The 18,777-nt window shown below is 40.4% G+C and carries 16 protein-coding genes; 10 read left to right on the top strand and 6 right to left on the bottom strand.

What is annotated here, in order from left to right; all coding sequences use genetic code 11:
- Positions 1-253: 253 nt before the first annotated feature.
- Together Q0590_RS18580 and Q0590_RS18575 are read right to left on the bottom strand one after the other, a co-directional pair.
- Entirely contained in the window at positions 254-1,399 is a 1,146-nt protein-coding gene (locus tag Q0590_RS18580; RefSeq protein ID WP_302039091.1) for a mechanosensitive ion channel family protein, read from the bottom strand.
- A 188-nt stretch (positions 1,400-1,587) separates the two neighbouring features.
- Complete coding sequence (locus Q0590_RS18575; RefSeq protein WP_302039227.1) at positions 1,588-2,817, bottom strand: Glu/Leu/Phe/Val dehydrogenase dimerization domain-containing protein; 1,230 nt, start codon at positions 2,815-2,817, stop codon at positions 1,588-1,590.
- A gap of 252 nt (positions 2,818-3,069) precedes the next feature.
- Between Q0590_RS18575 and Q0590_RS18570 the strand changes: the two genes are divergently transcribed.
- From Q0590_RS18570 to Q0590_RS18545, 6 genes are read left to right on the top strand one after another with little or no spacing between them, the layout of a single operon-like run.
- Positions 3,070-3,795 (top strand): type III pantothenate kinase, encoded by a 726-nt coding sequence (locus Q0590_RS18570; protein ID WP_302039090.1) that lies wholly within the window; start codon positions 3,070-3,072, stop codon positions 3,793-3,795.
- Positions 3,779-5,065, top strand: coding sequence for a BamG family beta-barrel-assembly machinery protein (gene bamG / locus Q0590_RS18565; protein WP_302039089.1), 1,287 nt, complete (start codon positions 3,779-3,781; stop codon positions 5,063-5,065). The genes Q0590_RS18570 and bamG overlap by 17 nt, the downstream gene beginning before the upstream one ends.
- A 12-nt stretch (positions 5,066-5,077) precedes the next feature.
- Positions 5,078-6,382, top strand: coding sequence for a tetratricopeptide repeat protein (locus tag Q0590_RS18560; protein ID WP_302039088.1), 1,305 nt, complete (start codon positions 5,078-5,080; stop codon positions 6,380-6,382).
- 6 nt (positions 6,383-6,388) lie between these two features.
- The gene (gene lptC / locus Q0590_RS18555; protein ID WP_302039087.1) at positions 6,389-6,997 is read left to right on the top strand and encodes an LPS export ABC transporter periplasmic protein LptC; all 609 of its coding nucleotides are present in this window, start codon (positions 6,389-6,391) and stop codon (positions 6,995-6,997) included.
- Positions 6,994-7,239 carry a hypothetical protein gene (locus Q0590_RS18550; RefSeq protein WP_302039086.1) on the top strand — a complete coding sequence of 82 codons (246 nt, stop codon included), beginning with the start codon at positions 6,994-6,996 and terminating at the stop codon, positions 7,237-7,239. The genes lptC and Q0590_RS18550 overlap by 4 nt, the downstream gene beginning before the upstream one ends.
- Positions 7,236-8,552 (top strand): hemolysin family protein, encoded by a 1,317-nt coding sequence (locus Q0590_RS18545; protein WP_302039085.1) that lies wholly within the window; start codon positions 7,236-7,238, stop codon positions 8,550-8,552. Before Q0590_RS18550 ends, Q0590_RS18545 begins: the two co-directional genes overlap by 4 nt.
- A gap of 11 nt (positions 8,553-8,563) precedes the next feature.
- Here the strand turns inward: Q0590_RS18545 and Q0590_RS18540 are convergent, their stop codons facing one another.
- The 4 genes from Q0590_RS18540 to rpmH form a co-directional block, all read right to left on the bottom strand.
- Positions 8,564-9,385: a sulfite exporter TauE/SafE family protein gene (locus Q0590_RS18540; RefSeq protein WP_302039084.1), complete on the bottom strand. Its 822-nt coding sequence runs from the start codon at positions 9,383-9,385 to the stop codon at positions 8,564-8,566.
- A 57-nt stretch (positions 9,386-9,442) separates the two neighbouring features.
- Positions 9,443-11,101, bottom strand: a complete 1,659-nt coding sequence (locus Q0590_RS18535; protein WP_302039083.1) for a S41 family peptidase — start codon at positions 11,099-11,101, stop codon at positions 9,443-9,445.
- A gap of 96 nt (positions 11,102-11,197) precedes the next feature.
- Positions 11,198-11,605 carry a ribonuclease P protein component gene (gene rnpA / locus Q0590_RS18530; RefSeq protein WP_302039082.1) on the bottom strand — a complete coding sequence of 136 codons (408 nt, stop codon included), beginning with the start codon at positions 11,603-11,605 and terminating at the stop codon, positions 11,198-11,200.
- A 74-nt stretch (positions 11,606-11,679) separates the two neighbouring features.
- On the bottom strand, positions 11,680-11,838 hold the full coding sequence (gene rpmH, locus Q0590_RS18525; protein WP_302039081.1) for a 50S ribosomal protein L34: 159 nt from the start codon (positions 11,836-11,838) through the stop codon (positions 11,680-11,682).
- Between the two features lie 240 nt (positions 11,839-12,078).
- On the opposite strand from rpmH, the gene Q0590_RS18520 reads away from it, so the two are divergent.
- The 4 genes from Q0590_RS18520 to Q0590_RS18505 all read left to right on the top strand — a co-directional run bounded on the left by Q0590_RS18520 (position 12,079) and on the right by Q0590_RS18505 (position 18,593).
- Entirely contained in the window at positions 12,079-13,557 is a 1,479-nt protein-coding gene (locus tag Q0590_RS18520) for a M61 family metallopeptidase (RefSeq protein ID WP_302039080.1), read from the top strand.
- A gap of 75 nt (positions 13,558-13,632) precedes the next feature.
- A complete protein-coding gene (locus Q0590_RS18515) occupies positions 13,633-15,282 on the top strand; it encodes a S41 family peptidase (RefSeq protein ID WP_302039079.1) in 1,650 nt (549 codons plus the stop codon).
- A gap of 88 nt (positions 15,283-15,370) precedes the next feature.
- Entirely contained in the window at positions 15,371-17,176 is a 1,806-nt protein-coding gene (locus Q0590_RS18510; RefSeq protein ID WP_302039078.1) for a DUF885 domain-containing protein, read from the top strand.
- Positions 17,177-17,363: 187 nt separating this feature from the next.
- The gene (locus Q0590_RS18505; RefSeq protein ID WP_302039077.1) at positions 17,364-18,593 is read left to right on the top strand and encodes an ABC transporter permease; all 1,230 of its coding nucleotides are present in this window, start codon (positions 17,364-17,366) and stop codon (positions 18,591-18,593) included.
- Positions 18,594-18,777: the final 184 nt, after the last annotated feature.

The following is an 18,777-nucleotide window of genomic DNA, read 5'->3' as shown; positions in this document are numbered from 1 at the left end:
TAGCTGTAGTGGCACAAATATAGGAATTCTATTGAAAATAATCCAGTTGTATGCTTTTTTTTATTCATACGGTAGAATAAAAAAATTGTTGACCTTATTTTTATGAATGTGTAAACTAAATTTAGCCATTATCTATATGTTATCTAGCATGGAGCTAATTAATCAGGTGGCAGGAACAAGCAATGAAAAATTGTACATTCCATTCTGATAGTGTTTATTCATTACCTTATTTTTATTGACGTAGGCTTTACTGCTAATACGTTGAGTTTAATACACTGCCTGCTGGTTCTCTGGCAATATGCAAGGTATGGGCAGGCAATGCAAAAGAAGCACGATGCGCCGGTACAATCTGCATTATGCTGAAGTTAATTTCTTCACGAATCCGGTTATAGTCGCTCCAATCTACCGCTTCCACAAAAAATACGATCAGAATGGTTAATGAGCTTTCGCCAAATTCCGAAAAACGCACTTGTGCAGGTTCACTTTTCGTCCAATCGTTGGAGGCAATAGTGAGCCGTATATCTTCACAAATCGCTTTTATGGTATTAGCTGGGGTATTATACGACAAATTTATAGTGAATTTTGCCCGCCTGAATCGCCGCTGAGTTAGATTATCCAATGCTTGATCTACCATCATTTTATTAGGCAAGGTAAGCGAACTTTTGTCTAAGGTACGAATGCGGGTACTCCGGAAACCTACTTTTTCAACTGTACCCTGAATATTACCCACATGAACCGTATCGCCGATAACAAAAGGTTTATCTAAGAAAATAGTGAATGAGGCAAACAAATTTTCCAGGCTTTCTTTAGCCGCCAACGCTACTGCTAAGCCTCCAATTCCCAAACCGGCTATAATAGAAGCTATATCCAGATTGAACACAACGCCTAAAGCCAAAAAGAAGCCAAAAATAACCAGGAAGACCTTCATTACTTCTTTTAAAAAAGGAATTAGCTGCTCGTTAATACCAGACCCGGTTCTGGAGGCTCTTCTGGCCCATACCAGCATAAAGAAATTAATAAAGTTGATTACTGTCCAGGTAAGGGCAATAATCATTAGCAACTGATAACTTTTTAGCAAAAAACGCCGCAGTCCAAATTGCTTGATAGGGGCCAGATGCCATTCGGCAGGAAATTTAAGGAAACTAAACGCAGTATAAACTAACACCAGGGTAACAAACATTTGTACCGGCCTGCGGACGAGTTTCAAAAAATCCGTAAGTGGTAAGTTTTCCGTCTCTTTTTTTACTAGTTTGAAAAGAAGATTTCCCAGAAAAACAGAAAGTATTCGCCGCAGCAGCAAACCCAGTACTAGCAGACCTATACACCATAAAATGTTTTCCAGACGGTTGTCCCAGAAGCGTTGGTTGAGAAACTGATGAATTTGTGTCCAAATATCCATTTCATTAATAAGTTGCTGACTATAAAATTGCCTTACTACTGTGCATCTGTTACACCTGCGTATATAGTAGTAAGCTGCCGGCTGAACTCTTTAGATCAGAAGTAACCGGCTTCGTAATATATTACTGGTAGCTTATCTTAGGTAAAATTGCAAGATGGCTATTACTTATTAAGCATAACCCAGAAAGATCAAATAAGCTGTTCTAAGGCAATTTTAAATAAAGTTTCGGCTATTCCTGTTTTTTGAGGGTGCTGATCAAAGGCTTTTTGCAAAGCGGCATGTATGGTTTGCGACACATCGGTAAAAATTGCCTCATCTGTTATCGTTGCATTGCTTTGCATTAGATAGGCAAATACTCTGGCCATACCGCAGTTAGCCACAAAATCTGGCAGTAGGGAAAGGTGCTGATCGGCCCAGGCGGTAGTATTACCAAAGAAAATTTCCGGATCATTAAATGGCACATTGGCCCCACAGGAAATTACTTCCAGCCCGTTAGAGGCCATTTGCTGCACTTGTGCCGCAGTAACTAATCTGGAGGCTGCTGCCGGAATAAAGATGTGAGCTGGCAAAGACCATAGTTTTTCGTTTATTTCCTCAAACGGAATCAGCTCTGGTGTTATCAGCTGATTAGCTTTTTTATTAAAAAACAGTTCTTTTATAGCCGGTAAGTCCAGCCCTTTTTCTGAGATAATTCCTCCCTGTTTATCAATAATACCTGCAATTTTTACCCCGTATTTTGCCAGATACAACGTAGCTGCTGCCCCTACATTTCCCCACCCTTGGATAATGGCTCTTTTTTCAGACACCTTACCACCCCAGATCTCATAGTAATGACGTACAGACTCAGCTACTCCAAAACCGGTAATCATATCGGCAACCGAGTATTTCTTATACCTGGAAGTAGGGGTATAGTTGTAATCTTCCAGCACTTTGGAAACCCCTTGCCGGAGTTGCCCGATTTTTTTAATCTTTTGTGCCTCCGATGCATGAAAATGCCCATTAACAATTCCCTCCTGTGGATGCCACAGCCCATATTCTTCCGTAATGGGAATTACCTCATGAATCTCATCAACATTTAAATCACCTCCGGTGCCATAGTAGTTTTTAAGCAGAGGAAACACCGCTTTGTACCATCTTTCCAATACTCCATTTTTGCGAGGGTCGGCAGGGTCGAAGTTAATACCTGATTTAGCTCCGCCAATAGCCGGGCCAGAAACAGTAAATTTAACTTCCATAGTTTTTGCCAGCGATTCAACTTCCCGTTTGTCGAGGCCTTTGCGCATACGCGTACCACCCCCTGCTGCCCCTCCACGTAACGAATTAATCACAGCCCAGCCTTCGGCTTCTGTTTCAGGATCTTTCCACTCAAATACAATTTCAGGTTTTTTTTCTTCAAATTTCTTCAATAATTCTTTCATGGGAATACATAAAATATCAGCACTAATTTCTGTAAGTATAGTAAGTTTGCCAACTATTTCGAGTACCGGATTATACTCAAAAAATAAGGTTTTGGACATTAACTACATTTGATTAACGTAAGTTTTCAAGGCACTTAACTACGTGTTGCTGGTGAAAATATACATACCATTATTACGTTAAATATAGACTGTGTAAAGAAGCCTATTACTTAAAGCAACGATGTACCGCAGAAGTAAATAAATTTCTTCCAGATGAATATAGCAATTGATATTGGAAACACTTCTCTAAAAGCAGGGTTGTTCGAAAAATCGGCATTAAAAGAAGTATACCGAGGCTTATCAATAAATACTCTTCCAGAGTTTGTACAAAAACTGGGTGTGGCTAACTGTATCATAAGTTCTGTAAGCCAGGATGCTCAACCACTTTACCAGCAACTGCAGCCTTATACACAAAAAGTGCTTATCCTGGACCATCAATTACCCCTACCTTTAATAAATGAATATGAAACGCCACAAACCTTAGGCAAAGACCGTCTGGCTGCAGTAGCCGGCGCTACGGCTGTGCATCCGAATACAGATTGCCTGGTAATAGACATGGGTACTTGCATCACCTATGACATTATAAAGGCTGATGGACACTATCTGGGTGGAAGTATTTCACCTGGTTTGCGTATGCGGTTTAAGGCGCTACATACTTTTACTGCCCGGCTTCCGTTAATAGAACCTGTCCAGGAGGCTGGGCTGACAGGAAAGAATACATATGATGCAATATTAAGTGGAGTTATTTATGGAATGACAGCAGAAATAGAAGGAATAATCAGCAAATACCAAACAATATTCCCTAAACTTGATGTAATATTTTGTGGAGGAGATGCAAATTTCTTTGAAAGTAAAATAAAACAACGCATATTTGTAATTCCGGAACTGGTACTAATCGGATTAAATAGAATTCTTGAACATAATGTCTCTTATAGTTAGGGTAGGTTTAGTTTTTTCACTCATTTGCATTACATCGTGGGGATATTCTCAGAGTACAGGAAACTCACCCTATTCTCAACTGGGAGTCGGAGATATTAATAATTCCGCTTTTGTACCAAACCAGGCTATGGGCGGCGCTGGGGCCAGCCATGCGAATGGCATCTATATAAATCATATCAATCCTGCCTTGCTTGTCAGAAACCGGATCACTATTTTTGATGTAGGAGTAAATGGCCAGTTGAAAAAACTTCAAACCAATACTTCTTCGCAGCAGGATTTTGGTGGAAACCTAGGGTATCTGGCCTATGCTTTTCCAGCTGCAAAAAAATGGACTATAGGCGCTACGCTTCGGCCATATAGTAATGTAAATTACGAAATTAATGCTTCCGGCCCAGTTGCTGGCAGCCCTGCTTCGCAGGCCAATTATATATACAAAGGAGAAGGCGGATTAACTTCTGTAGAACTAACCAATGCAGTAAATATTATAGGGGGCTTATCTTTAGGTGTAAGAGCTTCTTATATCTTTGGCAACATTACCAATGAATCTATTGTTTCTGTTCAAAGTCCAAGCATAAGTACAAATAAGCTTGCCTATGTCCGGAGAACAAATTATTCGGATTTTATTTTCAATGCCGGACTAGTCTACCGGCATAAGTTGAGAGATAAATTATTTATTAATGGGGGATTAGTTTACGATTTTGCTACCAATGTAGGTGGTACACGATTTACAGGTTTCCAGCAGCGGAGTGCATCCGACGACGATCCCCTTCCATATGGGTATGATACATTAGCCAAAGACATTAAAGGATCAGTTTCCTTACCGGCTCAGTACAAAATAGGTATAAGTCTGGATGCTCCTTTCCACTGGGCTATATTAGCTGACTTTTCATATCAGAACTGGTCTGATTATAAAGATTTTAACGTACAGGAAACTTTAGGAAGCGGTTACACGTTGGCATTGGGTGGTGAGTGGACGCCTGATATTAATTCAGTATCAAACTATCTGAAAAGAATAACTTACCGTACTGGATTGCATTATGCACAAACACCTATTTTGTTAAACAGTGAACAGATATCTGATCTTGGCATCAATTTTGGCATGTCTGTACCTGTAGGCCGGGGGTTCTCCAATTTGAATCTTGCCCTAACAGCAGGTCAGCGGGGAACTTTGAGTAACAATTTAATTAAAGAACAATATTTTAGAGTAGCTGTCGGATTTACTTTAAATGGCTTATACGACAGATGGTTTCAAAAAAACAAAATTGATTAAGGAGAGAAAATTATGAAATCAAAACTGATGTTGTGCCTGGCTTTATTGCTAGGGCTTGTAAATTTATCAATGGCACAGGCTCCAAACTGGGGAGCAAATGCATCTGAAGCTCAAGAGAAGTATGCTCTATTTACAGATGCTGTAAAGATGAACGACTGGAAAACAGCTTTAGGACCATTGACCTATCTGCTCAAAAATGCGCCTGAATTAAATTCAGGTTTGTATGTAAATGCATCCAAAGTGTATGAAGGCCTGGTAGATCAGACGAAAGATCCTAAGCAGCTGGCTGCCTATCAGGATTCTGCGTTAATTATGTACGATCTGAGGATGAAATATTTCAAAGATGAAGCAAATGTACTAAACAGAAAAGGCTTAAAAGCGCATCCATACCTGATGGGCCGTGCCGATGCCAACGCACAAGTTGATAAGCTGCTGCCACTTTATCAAAAAATTGTAGAGCTCAATAAAGATGAGACATACAATACCAATATTATGTTTTACATGGACCTGTTGTGCAAAAAGAAAGCAGCCGGTGGATTAACCGACGAGCAGGTTCTGGAAGAATATGACAAATTTGCACCTATTATTGAGCGCAAACTAGCCAGCAACGATGCAGCGAATGTACAACGCTGGACAGCTACTAAAGAATATGTAGATCAATTGTTGCAAAGCTGTGTAACCATCGATTGTAACTTTGTTAAAACTAAACTAGGACCTAAGCTTCAGCAATCACCAGATGATGTAGACTTAGCCAAGAAAATATTTGGCCTGATGGCAACCGGTAAATGTACTACTGATCCGTTGTTCTTACAAGCTGGTGAGATTATGGTGAAAAAGGAGCCAAGCTATGGTGTTTACCGTGTGTTGGCAACAATTCAGAAACAAAATAATAATTTTGACAAAGCCGCTGATTATTATGAAGAAGCTGCCAAACTTGCTACCAGTGGATCTGATAAAGCGCAGGCATACGTAGAAATAGGCCAGATTAAGCAGCGTGCAGGCGCTAAAGAAGCTGCACGTACCTATTACCGCAGAGCAGCCGAAAATGGCTTGACTTCAGCCTATGCTTCTATCGGCGACTTGTATCTGGGAAGCTATAAAGAATGTGGTGGTGGAGATGCAGTAAAATCTAAACTTGTTTATATTGCTGCCTACGAAATGTATGAAAAAGGTGGAGATAAAGCAGGTATGGCTAAAGCTAAACAATACTTCCCGTCCGCTGAGGAGATCTTTACTTTGGGTATGACAGATCAGATTGGCAAACAGATGAATACTGGTTGCTGGATAAATGAATCTGTTACGCTACAGAAAAAATAAGTATGTATGCATAGTCATAAAAATGTCATAGAATTATTCTATTCTATTTTATCAAAAAAGACAGGGCGCAATGTCCTGTCTTTTTTGCCATTTAAGGCTTGTCTGTTTATTGGATTGTGCTTGTGTGTGAGCTGTAAGCAAAATGAGCAGGATTTAAGCAAATTAGTTGAGTATACGGGTCCTAAAATGGTATCCGAAAATATAGAACGACTAATTAGTGATAGAGCTATTATTAGAGGGCGGTTAACAGCCTCTTTAGAGGAGCAAATGCAAAATGAGGATTTAGTTTATCCCAAAGGTGTATTTATAGAATTTTATGATGAAAACCAGGTAAAAACCTCTACTTTGAGCGCCAATAAAGCCAGATATGATAATACCAAACGTTTATATACTGTTACGGATAACGTAGTGATTATCGATTCGGTGAAATCCCAAAAAATGAATACAGAAGAATTACATTGGGACCCGAGTAAGCAAATTATTTATACGGATAAATTTGTTACCATTCAAACAAAAAAAGAAGTATTAAAGGGGCAAGGTTTAGAAGCAAAGGAGGATTTTAGTAGCTGGCGTATATTGTCTCCTAAAGGTACACTGCCTATTAATCAGCAATGAAATTTTCAGAAGCCATCTTATTATCCTTATCAGTTGCTTTTTTTATTATCGCTGTACATCAAACTTTTGTACTAGGAATTGCACAAAGCTATTGGTTATTTATGTTATCTGTTACAATGCTATTGCTCAATAGGCTTGCAAAGAAGAAGCAGGACGAAAAAGAAGTTCAGCAGGAGCAAGTGGCTGTTGGGAAGAAAATCAATAAGCATAAAACCACCACAAAAGTAAAATCCCGTAAATGATCTTTCTTTATTTAACAGGCGTACTTCTCTCTTTATTATTACTGATCCTGTTTTCAGGAATGGAACTGGCTTTTACTTTTTCTAACAGGCCTCAGTTGGAATTACTCCGGAAAGAAGGAGTATACTCTAATGAAATAGTATCTGCCTTTATTAAAAACCCTGCCGGATTTATCAGCACATTTCTGATAGGTAGTACGCTATCATTAGTGGTATATGGAGTAAGTATTACCGGAGTATTTGATATGTGGTTGTCGAATGCATTAAATGAGCTGCCAGCCTTTATAAATAATGCCGTTGTAAAAATAGTTATTCAAGTATTCCTGTCTGTAGTTATTGTTATATCAGCCGTCGAAATTATTCCTAAAAGCTTGTTTCTGCTTGATCAGGATCGATTTGTGCGTTTCTTTGCGTTGCCTACCCGTATTATGTACTGGATTATGTATCCCATAGTATGGGTATTTACTTACATATCTAAATTTATTATTACTAAGATAATGCGGTTTGATTACACCCGTGTAAAAGCAACTTTTGGACTCTCTGACCTTAACGACTATATTCATTTTAACCCGGTAACAGCCCAGGAAACCAATCAGGAAGAAGAGCCTGAGGTAGACAGAAAAATATTTAACAATGCAATTACTTTCCGCACCATTAGAGTACGAGATTGTATGATTCCAAGGACTGAAATAACAGCTGTAAATGTAGAAGATGGCCTTGAAAAATTGCGGCGTACATTTGTAGAAAGTGGGCATTCCAAAATACTGGTATACCGGGAAACTATTGATGACATAGTGGGCTATTGTCATGCGTTGGCTCTTTTCAAAAAACCTAAAGATGTAGCCAGTATTGTGTCACCTATTATTGTCGTTGCTGAAACTACCCTGGCAAACGAACTGCTCATACGGTTTATTAGTGAACGCAAAAGTCTGGCGCTCGTAGTAGACGAATTTGGCGGAACAGCCGGGTTAATCAGTCTGGAGGACGTGATGGAGCAAATATTTGGGGAGATACAAGATGAGTATGATCAAAGTGAAGATTGGGTAGAGCAGCAATTAGATGAACGTACTTATTTGTTAAGTGCCCGTCACGAAGTAGATTATTTAAACGAAAAATACGCATGGGATTTGCCAGAGGGGGACTATGACACCCTGGGGGGCCTTATCATAGCTGTTAATAACGACATACCAAGTGTGGGCGATATTATTGTAACCCCCAGATTTACCTTTACTGTTATGGCCATGCAAGATGCTAGAATTGATACAGTAAAAGTAGAACTAGCTGAACCCATGCAAGAGGCCAGTGATACTGAATAAACAGATTTTTATCAAGAAGCCGTAATCTCAACAATTTTCCGGATAATAATCAGCGCCAGAAACAAGGAGAATAAATAGTTGAGTAGTTGGGGAGATACATTTCGGGAAGCTTTTACACCCAATGGAGAAGCAATAACCACCCCGCCAGTAAGCGACAAAGCAATCGGAAAAATTATATAACCTGTACTGTAATAATGAAAATCAGTGTGCGTATTTTCCAGCATACTGTAGATACTCATAATAAACGAGGTAATCCCAATTACACCTAATGATATGGCACTTGCTTTTTTTAACTCCATACGGAAAAGCGAATGCAGAATAGGAATAATCACTACACCACCTCCAAGTCCGGAAAGAGCCGAAACAGAGCCACCCACTAACCCGGCAAGCCCTAGTTTCATATTGACCTTTGTGTATTCCTGGTTGGTGCCATTCTTATTTGCTGTTGTTTGGGCAATTATTTTCAATAACATGTACACCAGAAGAATTACAATTACCATATTAAAGGTTTCCTTAGAATACCAGGTAGTGTTTACTACGTATTGTAGCAGCAGCAGCGACGTAACAATGCCTACTGAACTCATCAGAAGGACCTCTTTAAGGTAAAAATTTTTGTTTTTGATGAGAATGAAGTTAGCAGAAAAGGAAGAAAAGAATGAGGCAAATACTGAGTTGGCAATGGTATACTGAACTATTTCCTCTCTTGGTACGCCAATACCGGTTAATGCCACCGGAATTACCACTATATAAATAATACCACCGCCTATCCCTAACAATCCACCTATAAATCCACCGATGATACCGGCAACAAACAAAAAAGCAAAGTATTCCATGAGTTCACTACTCGCAACAAAAAAGGACTGATGCAAATATCAGTCCTTTTTTGTTAATTACTTGCCTTTTAGCAAGCTTTGATACCGGCTCATATCTTTAAATACGTCCAGGGCTGCTTTTATATCGGCATCGTCATCGAAGGAGGATTCTACCATACCCCGCTGTAAATAATACCGGGAAGCTATTTCCTGTTCCACTATTTCTTTGATTTCAGTTTTAAATTTCTCCAGATCCGACTCCTTGTTGTGATAAACTTTGGTTTTTAAGGATTTGATCTGATCCTGAATATCTTCGTAATATTTTTCTTTCTTCGCCTGATCAATTAATTCCTGCAACGATTTTTCAACTTGTGTGGTGTAATCATACTCTTTATCAGATAACCACTTTATAAAATCCTGGTATTCGGCATCCGTTAGTTTGAATGAAGTAGCAGGAGCTATGCTGGGATGTTCAGCGAAGTATTTATTAGCATAATCGAAAATCAGATTCTTATTCTCCAGACTAGTGGTGATAGAAGCCAGATTGGGTTTTTCTACCGGAATATCAGGCGTAATACCTCCACCATCGTATACCACCCTGCCATTTTTAGTCTTGAAGGCTACACGCAAGGAATCCGGAATTTTGCCTACACTGCCATCGTCGTTTCTATGGCTGTAATCAATGGCCTGTATGCAGCGGCCGCTAGGAATATAATATTTAGCGGTAGTAACCTTTAACTGGGAGTTGTAGGAAAGCGGACGGGTAGCTTGTACCAAGCCTTTACCATAGGTTTTGCGGCCAATGAGCACACCCCGGTCGTAGTCTTGAATTACTCCAGATACAATTTCGGCAGCTGAAGCACTACGGCTACTAGTAAGTACAGCCATGGGCATGTCCGTATCTATGGGAGGGTTTAGGGCTGTATAGGTTTTATTCCAATCGGTTACCTTACCTTTGGTGCTCACAATTTCAGCATCTTTAGGCACGAAGATGTTAGAAATATTTACTGCTTCGTTCAATAAACCTCCCGGATTGTCGCGCAGATCAAGAATCAGCTTTTTAGCGCCTTTATTTTTCAACTCAACCAACGCATTTTTTACTTCCCGGGCAGCACCAGTAGTAAAGTCTGATAAGTGGATGTATCCTACTTCCTCATTCACCATTCCATAAAAAGGCACATTGTCTATTTTAATATTTTCGCGGGTAATAGGCACTTCTATCGGGCTTTTCTGGCCATACCGTAGTATGGTGAGTTTTACCACCGTATTTGCTTGTCCTCTTAATAGTTTATTTACGTCGTAGTACGATTTGTTTTTTATATCAATGCCATCTACTTTAATAATTTCATCGCTGATGCGTAAACCTGCTTTGGTAGCAGGAGAGTTTTCGTGAGGCATTAACACTAGGGTGCGGCCACCGCGGCTGCCAATCAGGGCACCTACTCCGCCATACTGGCCGGTAGTCATGGTGCGGTAATCTTCTATTTCATCTTCCGGAATATAATCAGTATACGGGTCCAGTGAGTTAAGCATGGCATCAATACCGGTTTTCATCACTTTATTGGGGTTCACCTCGTCCACATAATACATATTCACTTCCTTAAAAAGAGTAGCAAAAATGTCCAAATTACGGGTAATTTCGAAGTAACGCTCGCCTGGATCACTGAATGCTACAAAACCAACTAGGCTTACGCCAAGCAGGCCAAAAGTTAATGTTCGTACACGCCTGGTAGTCATATGCAGGAATAATTAGGAAATGAAAAGTTGATTATCAAAAATTGTAAAAGACACTGTCTATAAAAATAGCAAAAGTGAATGGGATTGGCAATAGTATTATGCGTTATTTACCAAACGCAGCCATATAGTTTTTAGTTTTTTTTGCAAAGTGGCAAAGTCGATTTTTTCTTTGGCTATATAGATAAGGGCCACCGAAGCAGGCAATTGATGAGTGGGAATGGCTTGCAAAAGTTCACGTTTGTTCAACCTATACGCTTCCCGCATCCGCCTTTTAATCAGGTTGCGGTCTACTGCTTTTTTAAAATGCTTTTTAGATACAGAAAAGAGTACTTGCGGATGAGATGGAAGATGGCTACTGCCAAATGGTTTAGGCAGGTATAATAACCGGAACGGATAAACAAAAACAGAGGAACCTTTGCTAAAAAGTTCCTCTATTGTTTTTTTGCTTGTTAACCGTTCCTGCTTTGGAAACTTCTGACTGGAAAAGTCCTGGGTGGTTTCCATAAGGTATTTACTAAAGGCAGGAGTTAATAAACTTGTCAAATATATTTTATATACGTTGACAGTTATAAATGAGATTATGCTTTATGTCTTCTCTCGTCAGACACAGTCAATTTTCTTCTTCCTTTAGCTCTGCGGCTGGCAAGTACTCTTCTGCCATTAGCGGTTGCCATTCTCTCTCTGAAACCGTGCTTATTTCTTCTTTTACGCTGTGAAGGTTGGAACGTTCTTTTCATGATAATACTTTATTTAATCCTGCAGGATAGTAACTGTTTCTGTTTTTAATAATTGCTATTGATGTAACGGTAAGGCTCTTATTAAGAGCCTGCAAAGATAGATAATATTTTTGAAAAGCCAATTTACCAGTTAAGAAAATATTCCCATGCAAGCTTTGCTTACTTTGTGTATTTTATCAGGCAACTAATACGTTTTTAGGAATATTCGTGTATTTTGCCAATTCACTGTATTAAAATTGTATGCAATACACCCTCTCGTATATCCAGCCGGAAAACCATTATATCGCTATAGAAATACTCGTAGAAAATATTGATGCCCCTGCAATTGATCTACAACTGCCCGCCTGGCGGCCTGGCCGGTACGAACTAGCCAACTTTGCCAAAAATATGACAAGGCTGTTTGCTTTCGATCGGCAAGGGAATCAGTTACAAGTAAATAAGCTGAAAAAAGACCGATGGCAAATCCAGACAGCAGGTAATGCTTCCATTGTAGTAAAGTACATGTACTATGCACAGCAAATGGACGCTGGCGGCTCGTGGATGGATGAAAAACAGTTGTATGTCAATTTTATTAATTGTATGCTATATGTGGAAGGCAGATTATTTGAAGAATGCCATGTAAAACTGATACTACTTGCTGACTACCAGATAGCTTGTGGCCTGGAAGAAAAAGAAAAACATGTGTTATATGCCAAGGATTATTACCAGCTAGTAGACAGCCCTATGATTGCCAGTAACGCCTTGGTGCATAAAACCTATCAGCTAGCTGCTACTACGTTTCATATTTGGGTACAGGGCGAGGCAGATTCCTTAAACTGGCCACAGATACTAACAGATTTTAAGAAATTTTCTGCTGTACAAATGAAAATGATGGGTGGGTTTCCTTGCCCGGACTATCATTTTCTGTTGCATTGGCTACCTTTTCAGCATTATCACGGGGTAGAACACCAGAATTCAACAGTCATTACGCTAGGGCCAGCTAGCCAGGCTGATACCTTATACCCGGAACTATTAGGCATCAGTTCACATGAGTTATTTCACACCTGGAATGTAATCCGGATACGCCCGGCAGAACTGTTGCCGTATGATTTCACCAGGGAAAATTATTTTACTACTGGTTTTGTTGCCGAAGGGATTACAACCTATTATGGAGATTTATTTCTGGCAAGGGCTGGTGTATTTAGCACAGAAGCCTATTTTGCTGAACTTTCCCAAACCCTGAACAGGCATTTTATGGTGGCCAACCAGGCAAGTTTGTCCTTGCTAGAGTCATCTTTCGATTTATGGTTAGATGGCTATACGGCAGGTGCGCCTGGGAGAAAGGTTTCTATTTATCACAAAGGAGCACTCACCGCCCTGATTCTGGATTTAGAACTCCGGCAGTTAACCAATGATGCCAGATCGTTGGATGATGTAATGCGTTACCTATGGCAACACTTTGGTCCCATGGAAAAAGGGTACACACTCGTAGACTATAAGAAAGCCGTAGCCACCGTTGCCGGAAAGGACTATACGCAGTATTTTGAAGAGTGTATTGAAGGAACAAGTTCGCTGGAAAACCGGCTCAAACAAGCCTTAAGCTATGTAGGGTGTGTACTACAGACTCAGCCTAATGAACAAAACCCCGGCAATCTCATTGTGCAAGTAGTTCTCAATCCTAACCGGTCAGCCGAAGCAGCTATACATTTACAGAACTGGATTGGCAATAAGGGAAAATAGTGGCTGCCTCTGCAATAGCCATTTTTTTGTAGCATATATCACAATCACTATGTAGTTAACTGTTCAACCTTTACTATGAAAATAATTTCTATTTTGCTGATTCTGATGCCCTTTCGGGGAGTTTGCCTGCCGGAACAGACTACTACTGAGACACAGCGGCTAGCCCAGTTATGCAAAATATGGGGATTTTTAAAATACTACCATCCACAAGTAGCTACTGGTAAATCAGACTGGGATGCGCATCTGATTACGCTCATACCTAAGGTGCGCCAGGCAACTACAGCAGAACAGGTATCTGCAATATATCTGCAAGTATTGCAAGAGTTAGGCCCTGTAAAAGCTTGCTCTAAATGCCGCCAGACACCTAATAAACCTCAATGGCTGACCAGGAACCTAGATCTGGCATTTTTGACTGATTCGTTTACTCTCTCTTTGGAGCTCCGGCAAAAGTTGTTATTTATTAAGCAGAACCGCTATCAGGGTACTAATCATTATGTGTCGCCAGCCAGGCGTACTGGGCAGGCAGATTTCAGCCATGAAAATGCTTACCCGGAAATGAAAACACCGGAAGAATCTTACCGTCTGCTAAGTTTGTTCAGGTACTGGAATGCTATTCACTACTTTTTTCCTTATAAGTATGCCATGGATCAGGACTGGAACCAGGTATTGAGTATGCTTATTCCGGTTTTTCAGCAAGCTTCAGATAGCCTGACTTATCCAAAAGCTTTATCGCATATGGTGGCTTTAATTCAAGACAGTCATGGGTTTCTAAATAAAATAACCAATAATAAGCAGCAGATGCAAGGGTATTATGTTCCTTTTGATATAAAGTTTATTGATAAAAAAATGGTGATCACCGGAATGCTGAATGACACGCTGGCAAAGCTTGATGACCTTAAGGTAGGCAGTGTGATCACACAAATAGATGGAAAGCCTGTAGAGCAACTGGTAGAGGAGCAACGGAAGTATGTGCCTGCTTCCAATGAAGCAGTATTTTATAGGAATCTTAAGTATGTGCTCTTACCTGGCAAAACTGCGCAGCTTACACTTTCAATGGAATTTGATGGAAAACAGGTAACAAAAGCATTTAACAGATACCCTTTTTCGCAGTTGCAACGATATACCACCCAAACCCGCAACGTCTGTGAGTGGCTTACAAAGGATATCGGATATATAAATATGGGTAAGCTGGAAGTAAAGCAGGTAGATAGTGTAATGAATGTTGTACAGAAAAGCAAAGCCATTATTATAGATTTGCGGAATTATCCGAAAAGTACCATGTATCATGTATCCAGGTTTCTGAATCCGAAAGCAACTACTTTTTCAAAACTTACTAAGCCAGATTTTACTTATCCTGGCACATTGGATTCAACATATCATCTGTATACAGGAAGGGTAAATAAAGAGTATTATAAGGGGAAAGTCCTACTTCTGGTAAATGAAGAAACCCAAAGCCAAGCTGAGTTCACTGCCATGATATTGCAAACTGCCCCAAAAGCAATAGTTGTCGGTAGCCAGACAGCAGGAGCGGATGGAGATATCTGCTGGTTGCCTCTTCCGGGCGGATACCGCACCGCATTCAGTGGCCTGGGCGTATATTATCCGGATGGCCGGGAAACACAGCGTGTTGGCATTGTTCCGGATGTGGAGGTACTTCCAACCATTCAAGGGATTAGAGAAGGGAGGGATGAGGTACTGGAAAAAGCCCTTCAATTGACTATTTAACACTAATATCATCGATATTGCTCAGAGACACCTAAAGTTTTAACATAAGTATATAGCTAAGACAACAACCAATAGCCACCATTATCACATGAAATATATATTATTGCTAGGCCTGTTTGCCCTCTGCCTGATGGCATGCCAATCTACCAAAACCGAACAAACCATGACTACCTCCACCCAGCCCAATAAAGAATTAGCCGCATTTTTCGAACAATACTATGAGGAAAGATTAAAATTATTTCCCCTGGAAGCCACTCAACAAGGTGATAGCCGCTACAACGACCTATTACCGAATGATATCTCACAGGAGTTTATCAGTGAGCTTAAAAAGTTTTATACAAATAATCTAGCAAAGATAAATACCTTCGAACGCAGTACGCTGTCAGATGAAGACAAGATAGCCTATGATACCTTTAAAAGAGAACTGGAAGTACAACTGGAAGGTATGGCATTTAACCAGGAACTGATTCCTTTTCAGCAATTCTGGGGTTTGCCACTAACAATGGGGCAGCTTGGCAGCGGAGAGAGCAGCCAGCCTTTTAAAACAGTAAAAGATTATGACGACTGGTTGAAACGGGTAAAAGCATTTACCGTGTGGGGCGATACAGCCATAGCTAATTTCAGGAAGGGAATGGCCGCCAATGTTGTTCTGCCTAAGAGTCTGGCTATTAAAATGATTCCCCAGATGAACGATCTGGTAGTGACTGATCCTACGAAAAGTCTCTTCTACGGGCCTGTTACTAAAATGCCATCCACTTTTAGTGAGGCAGATAAAAGCAGGCTTACCGCGGCATACAAGAAAATGATTATGGAAGATATCGTGCCCACGTATAAAAAACTGGGAGATTTTATTAAAAGCGAATACGTACCCAAAACCCGTTCTACATCTGGGATAGATGTTCTGCCCCAGGGAAAAGAGTTGTATACTTATCTGGTAAAGTACTGGACTACTACCGACAAAACACCGGAGGAAATTTACCAGACTGGCTTACAAGAAGTAACCCGCATCCGGGGAGAGATGGAAAAAGTAAAACAACAAGTAGGGTTTAACGGAACCCTGGACGAGTTTTTTGTTCATCTGAAAACAGATAAGCAGTTTTATCCTTATACAAAACCAGAAGAAGTACTTAAAGACTTTAATGGGATTCTGGCGAAAATAGAGCCCAACTTGAAGCAGATGTTCAACAACACGCCAAAAACGCCCTTTGAAATACGCCAGACAGAGAAGTTCCGCGAAGCCTCCGCCAGTGCCGAATATAACCAGGGCTCTGCCGATGGAAGTCGCCCCGGTATTTTTTATGTTCCTATTCCGGATGCCGCTACGTTCAACAAAACCTCTGGAATGGAATCTCTCTTTTTGCACGAAGCCATACCTGGGCATCATTATCAAATTTCTTTACAACAGGAAAATACAAACCTGCACAAGTTTCAGCGTTTTAGCTGGTATGGAGCCTATGGAGAAGGGTGGGCGCTGTATTGCGAATCGTTAGGGAAAGAACTAGGACTCTATACGGACCCTTACCAATACATGGGAGCCTTAGGGGATGAAATTCACCGGGCTATTCGTCTGGTGGTGGATGTAGGGCTACATACTAAAGGAATGACCAGAGAAGAAGCCATTAAGTATATGATGGATAATGAGCCCATATCCGAAGAGGGTGCCACCGCAGAAATAGAGCGGTATATGGCCATACCTGGCCAGGCATTATCTTATAAAATAGGTGCCCTAAAAATCCGGGAACTTCGTGAAAAATACGAAAAGCAGCTGGGTAACAAATTTAAACTAAGTGCTTTTCACGATGAGTTTTTAAAAGATGGGGGTATGCCCCTGGATGTGCTGGAGCGGAAAATGGATGCCTGGGCGGCGAAACAGGGTTCAGTAGAGAAACTTTAATACAGAAGGCAAAGTCAATAAGTCTATTTGCATAGAGTCTTAGTGGCAAAAAGCAGGTTCTTGACAAGTAGTCATTGGCGGTATGTTTGGGCCGTATATCTGTTTATTCCTGCTTTTAGATGAAGTATATCAATTGATTACCTATAGCTATAACGTTATGTAACCAATAAACTTTTAACTACCTGCCATGTTAAAAAACATCTTTATTGCCTTTGTCCTGGCTTTGGAAAACATACGGACACATTTTTTTCATACAGTGCTTTCTGTATTAGGAATTGTGATTGGTGTAACAGCGTTGGTGGCTATTCTGTCGTTGATAGACGGCATGCAGAAATATGCATTTGAGCAGATCAATAAAGTGCAATCAGTAAAGTCTATCGTTATCCGTACAGATAGGTATAAATGGGTAGACAATATCCGGATAAAAAAAGATTCACTTATTTATCTAACCCATTCCGATTTTCTGAACCTTAAAACTAGGCTTACCTTACCTGCCACTTGTTACTTTTATGCCCAACATGCCGGAGAAATTACTTTTAAAGAGACAAACCAGGAAATGGGTAGTGGCATTACCGGCGCATCTGCTTCTTTTCCTGACTATGTAAAACTGGCGCATGGCAGGCTTTTTACCGAAGCAGAGGTACGCCAAGCCACCGATGTTGTGCTGATCAATTATTTTTTAGCCAGTAAACTAGCCAATGCTACGCCAATAGATCAACTGCTTGGAAAAAAAATGTTGTACCGGGACAGAGAGCTTACTATTGCCGGAGTTATGGCAAAAGATGAAGCCGAAGAGGCTGCCCGTATTATTATACCTATTACTTTGTTTTCCTTAAAAGATTATGAGGAGAGTCCACCGCAATGCATCATAGAATCTGCAAAAGTAGAAAATGTGCTTGCCTTGCGCAGCCAGGTAGAAAACTGGCTGAAAGCAACCTTTCAGGCAAATGCATCTGAGTTCGTAGTAGGTACAGATGATAACCGCTTAAAACAGATTGCCCGTGATTTTTTGCTGTTTAAAGTCATTATGAGCATGATCGTAGGGATTTCTATTGTGGTGGGAGGAGTGGGTGTAATGAATGTGCTGCTAATTTCTGTTACAGAACGTACGGTAGAAATAGGTATCCGTAAAGCCATGGGAGCTAAACGTAGAGACATTTTGCTCCAGTTTTTATCAGAATCTGTTACTATCTCCGCTTTTGGAAGCAGCCTGGGGCTTGTTCTAGGTATTTTGAGCACATTTGCCATTGTACCTATTATTAAAGCTTTTGTACCAGTGCCCTTCGAAGCATCTTATACCTGGAATACATTAATTATTATAGCAGTCATTGCCCTATTTATTGGAATTGTTTTTGGGACCTATCCTGCCATGCGTGCCTCCCGGTTAGATCCAGTAGAGGCAATACGACGCGAATAACAGCCTTATCCTGCGTACAACACCTGAGCTTATTGTACAAATACTTTTAATCTACTCCTCCTGCCTGTGTTACTTCAACAGAAAAGATAGGAATACAATAGCTTTATTACGCTGGAACTAAGTTTTTTTCAAAAAACTCTGAAATCTTACTTACGCCAATCTTGCCTGAAGTATATATACACGT

The organism is Rhodocytophaga aerolata, from assembly GCF_030503435.1.
In the GTDB taxonomy this organism is placed as follows: domain Bacteria; phylum Bacteroidota; class Bacteroidia; order Cytophagales; family 172606-1; genus Rhodocytophaga; species Rhodocytophaga aerolata.
This window is presented reverse-complemented; position numbering and strand designations above follow the sequence as displayed.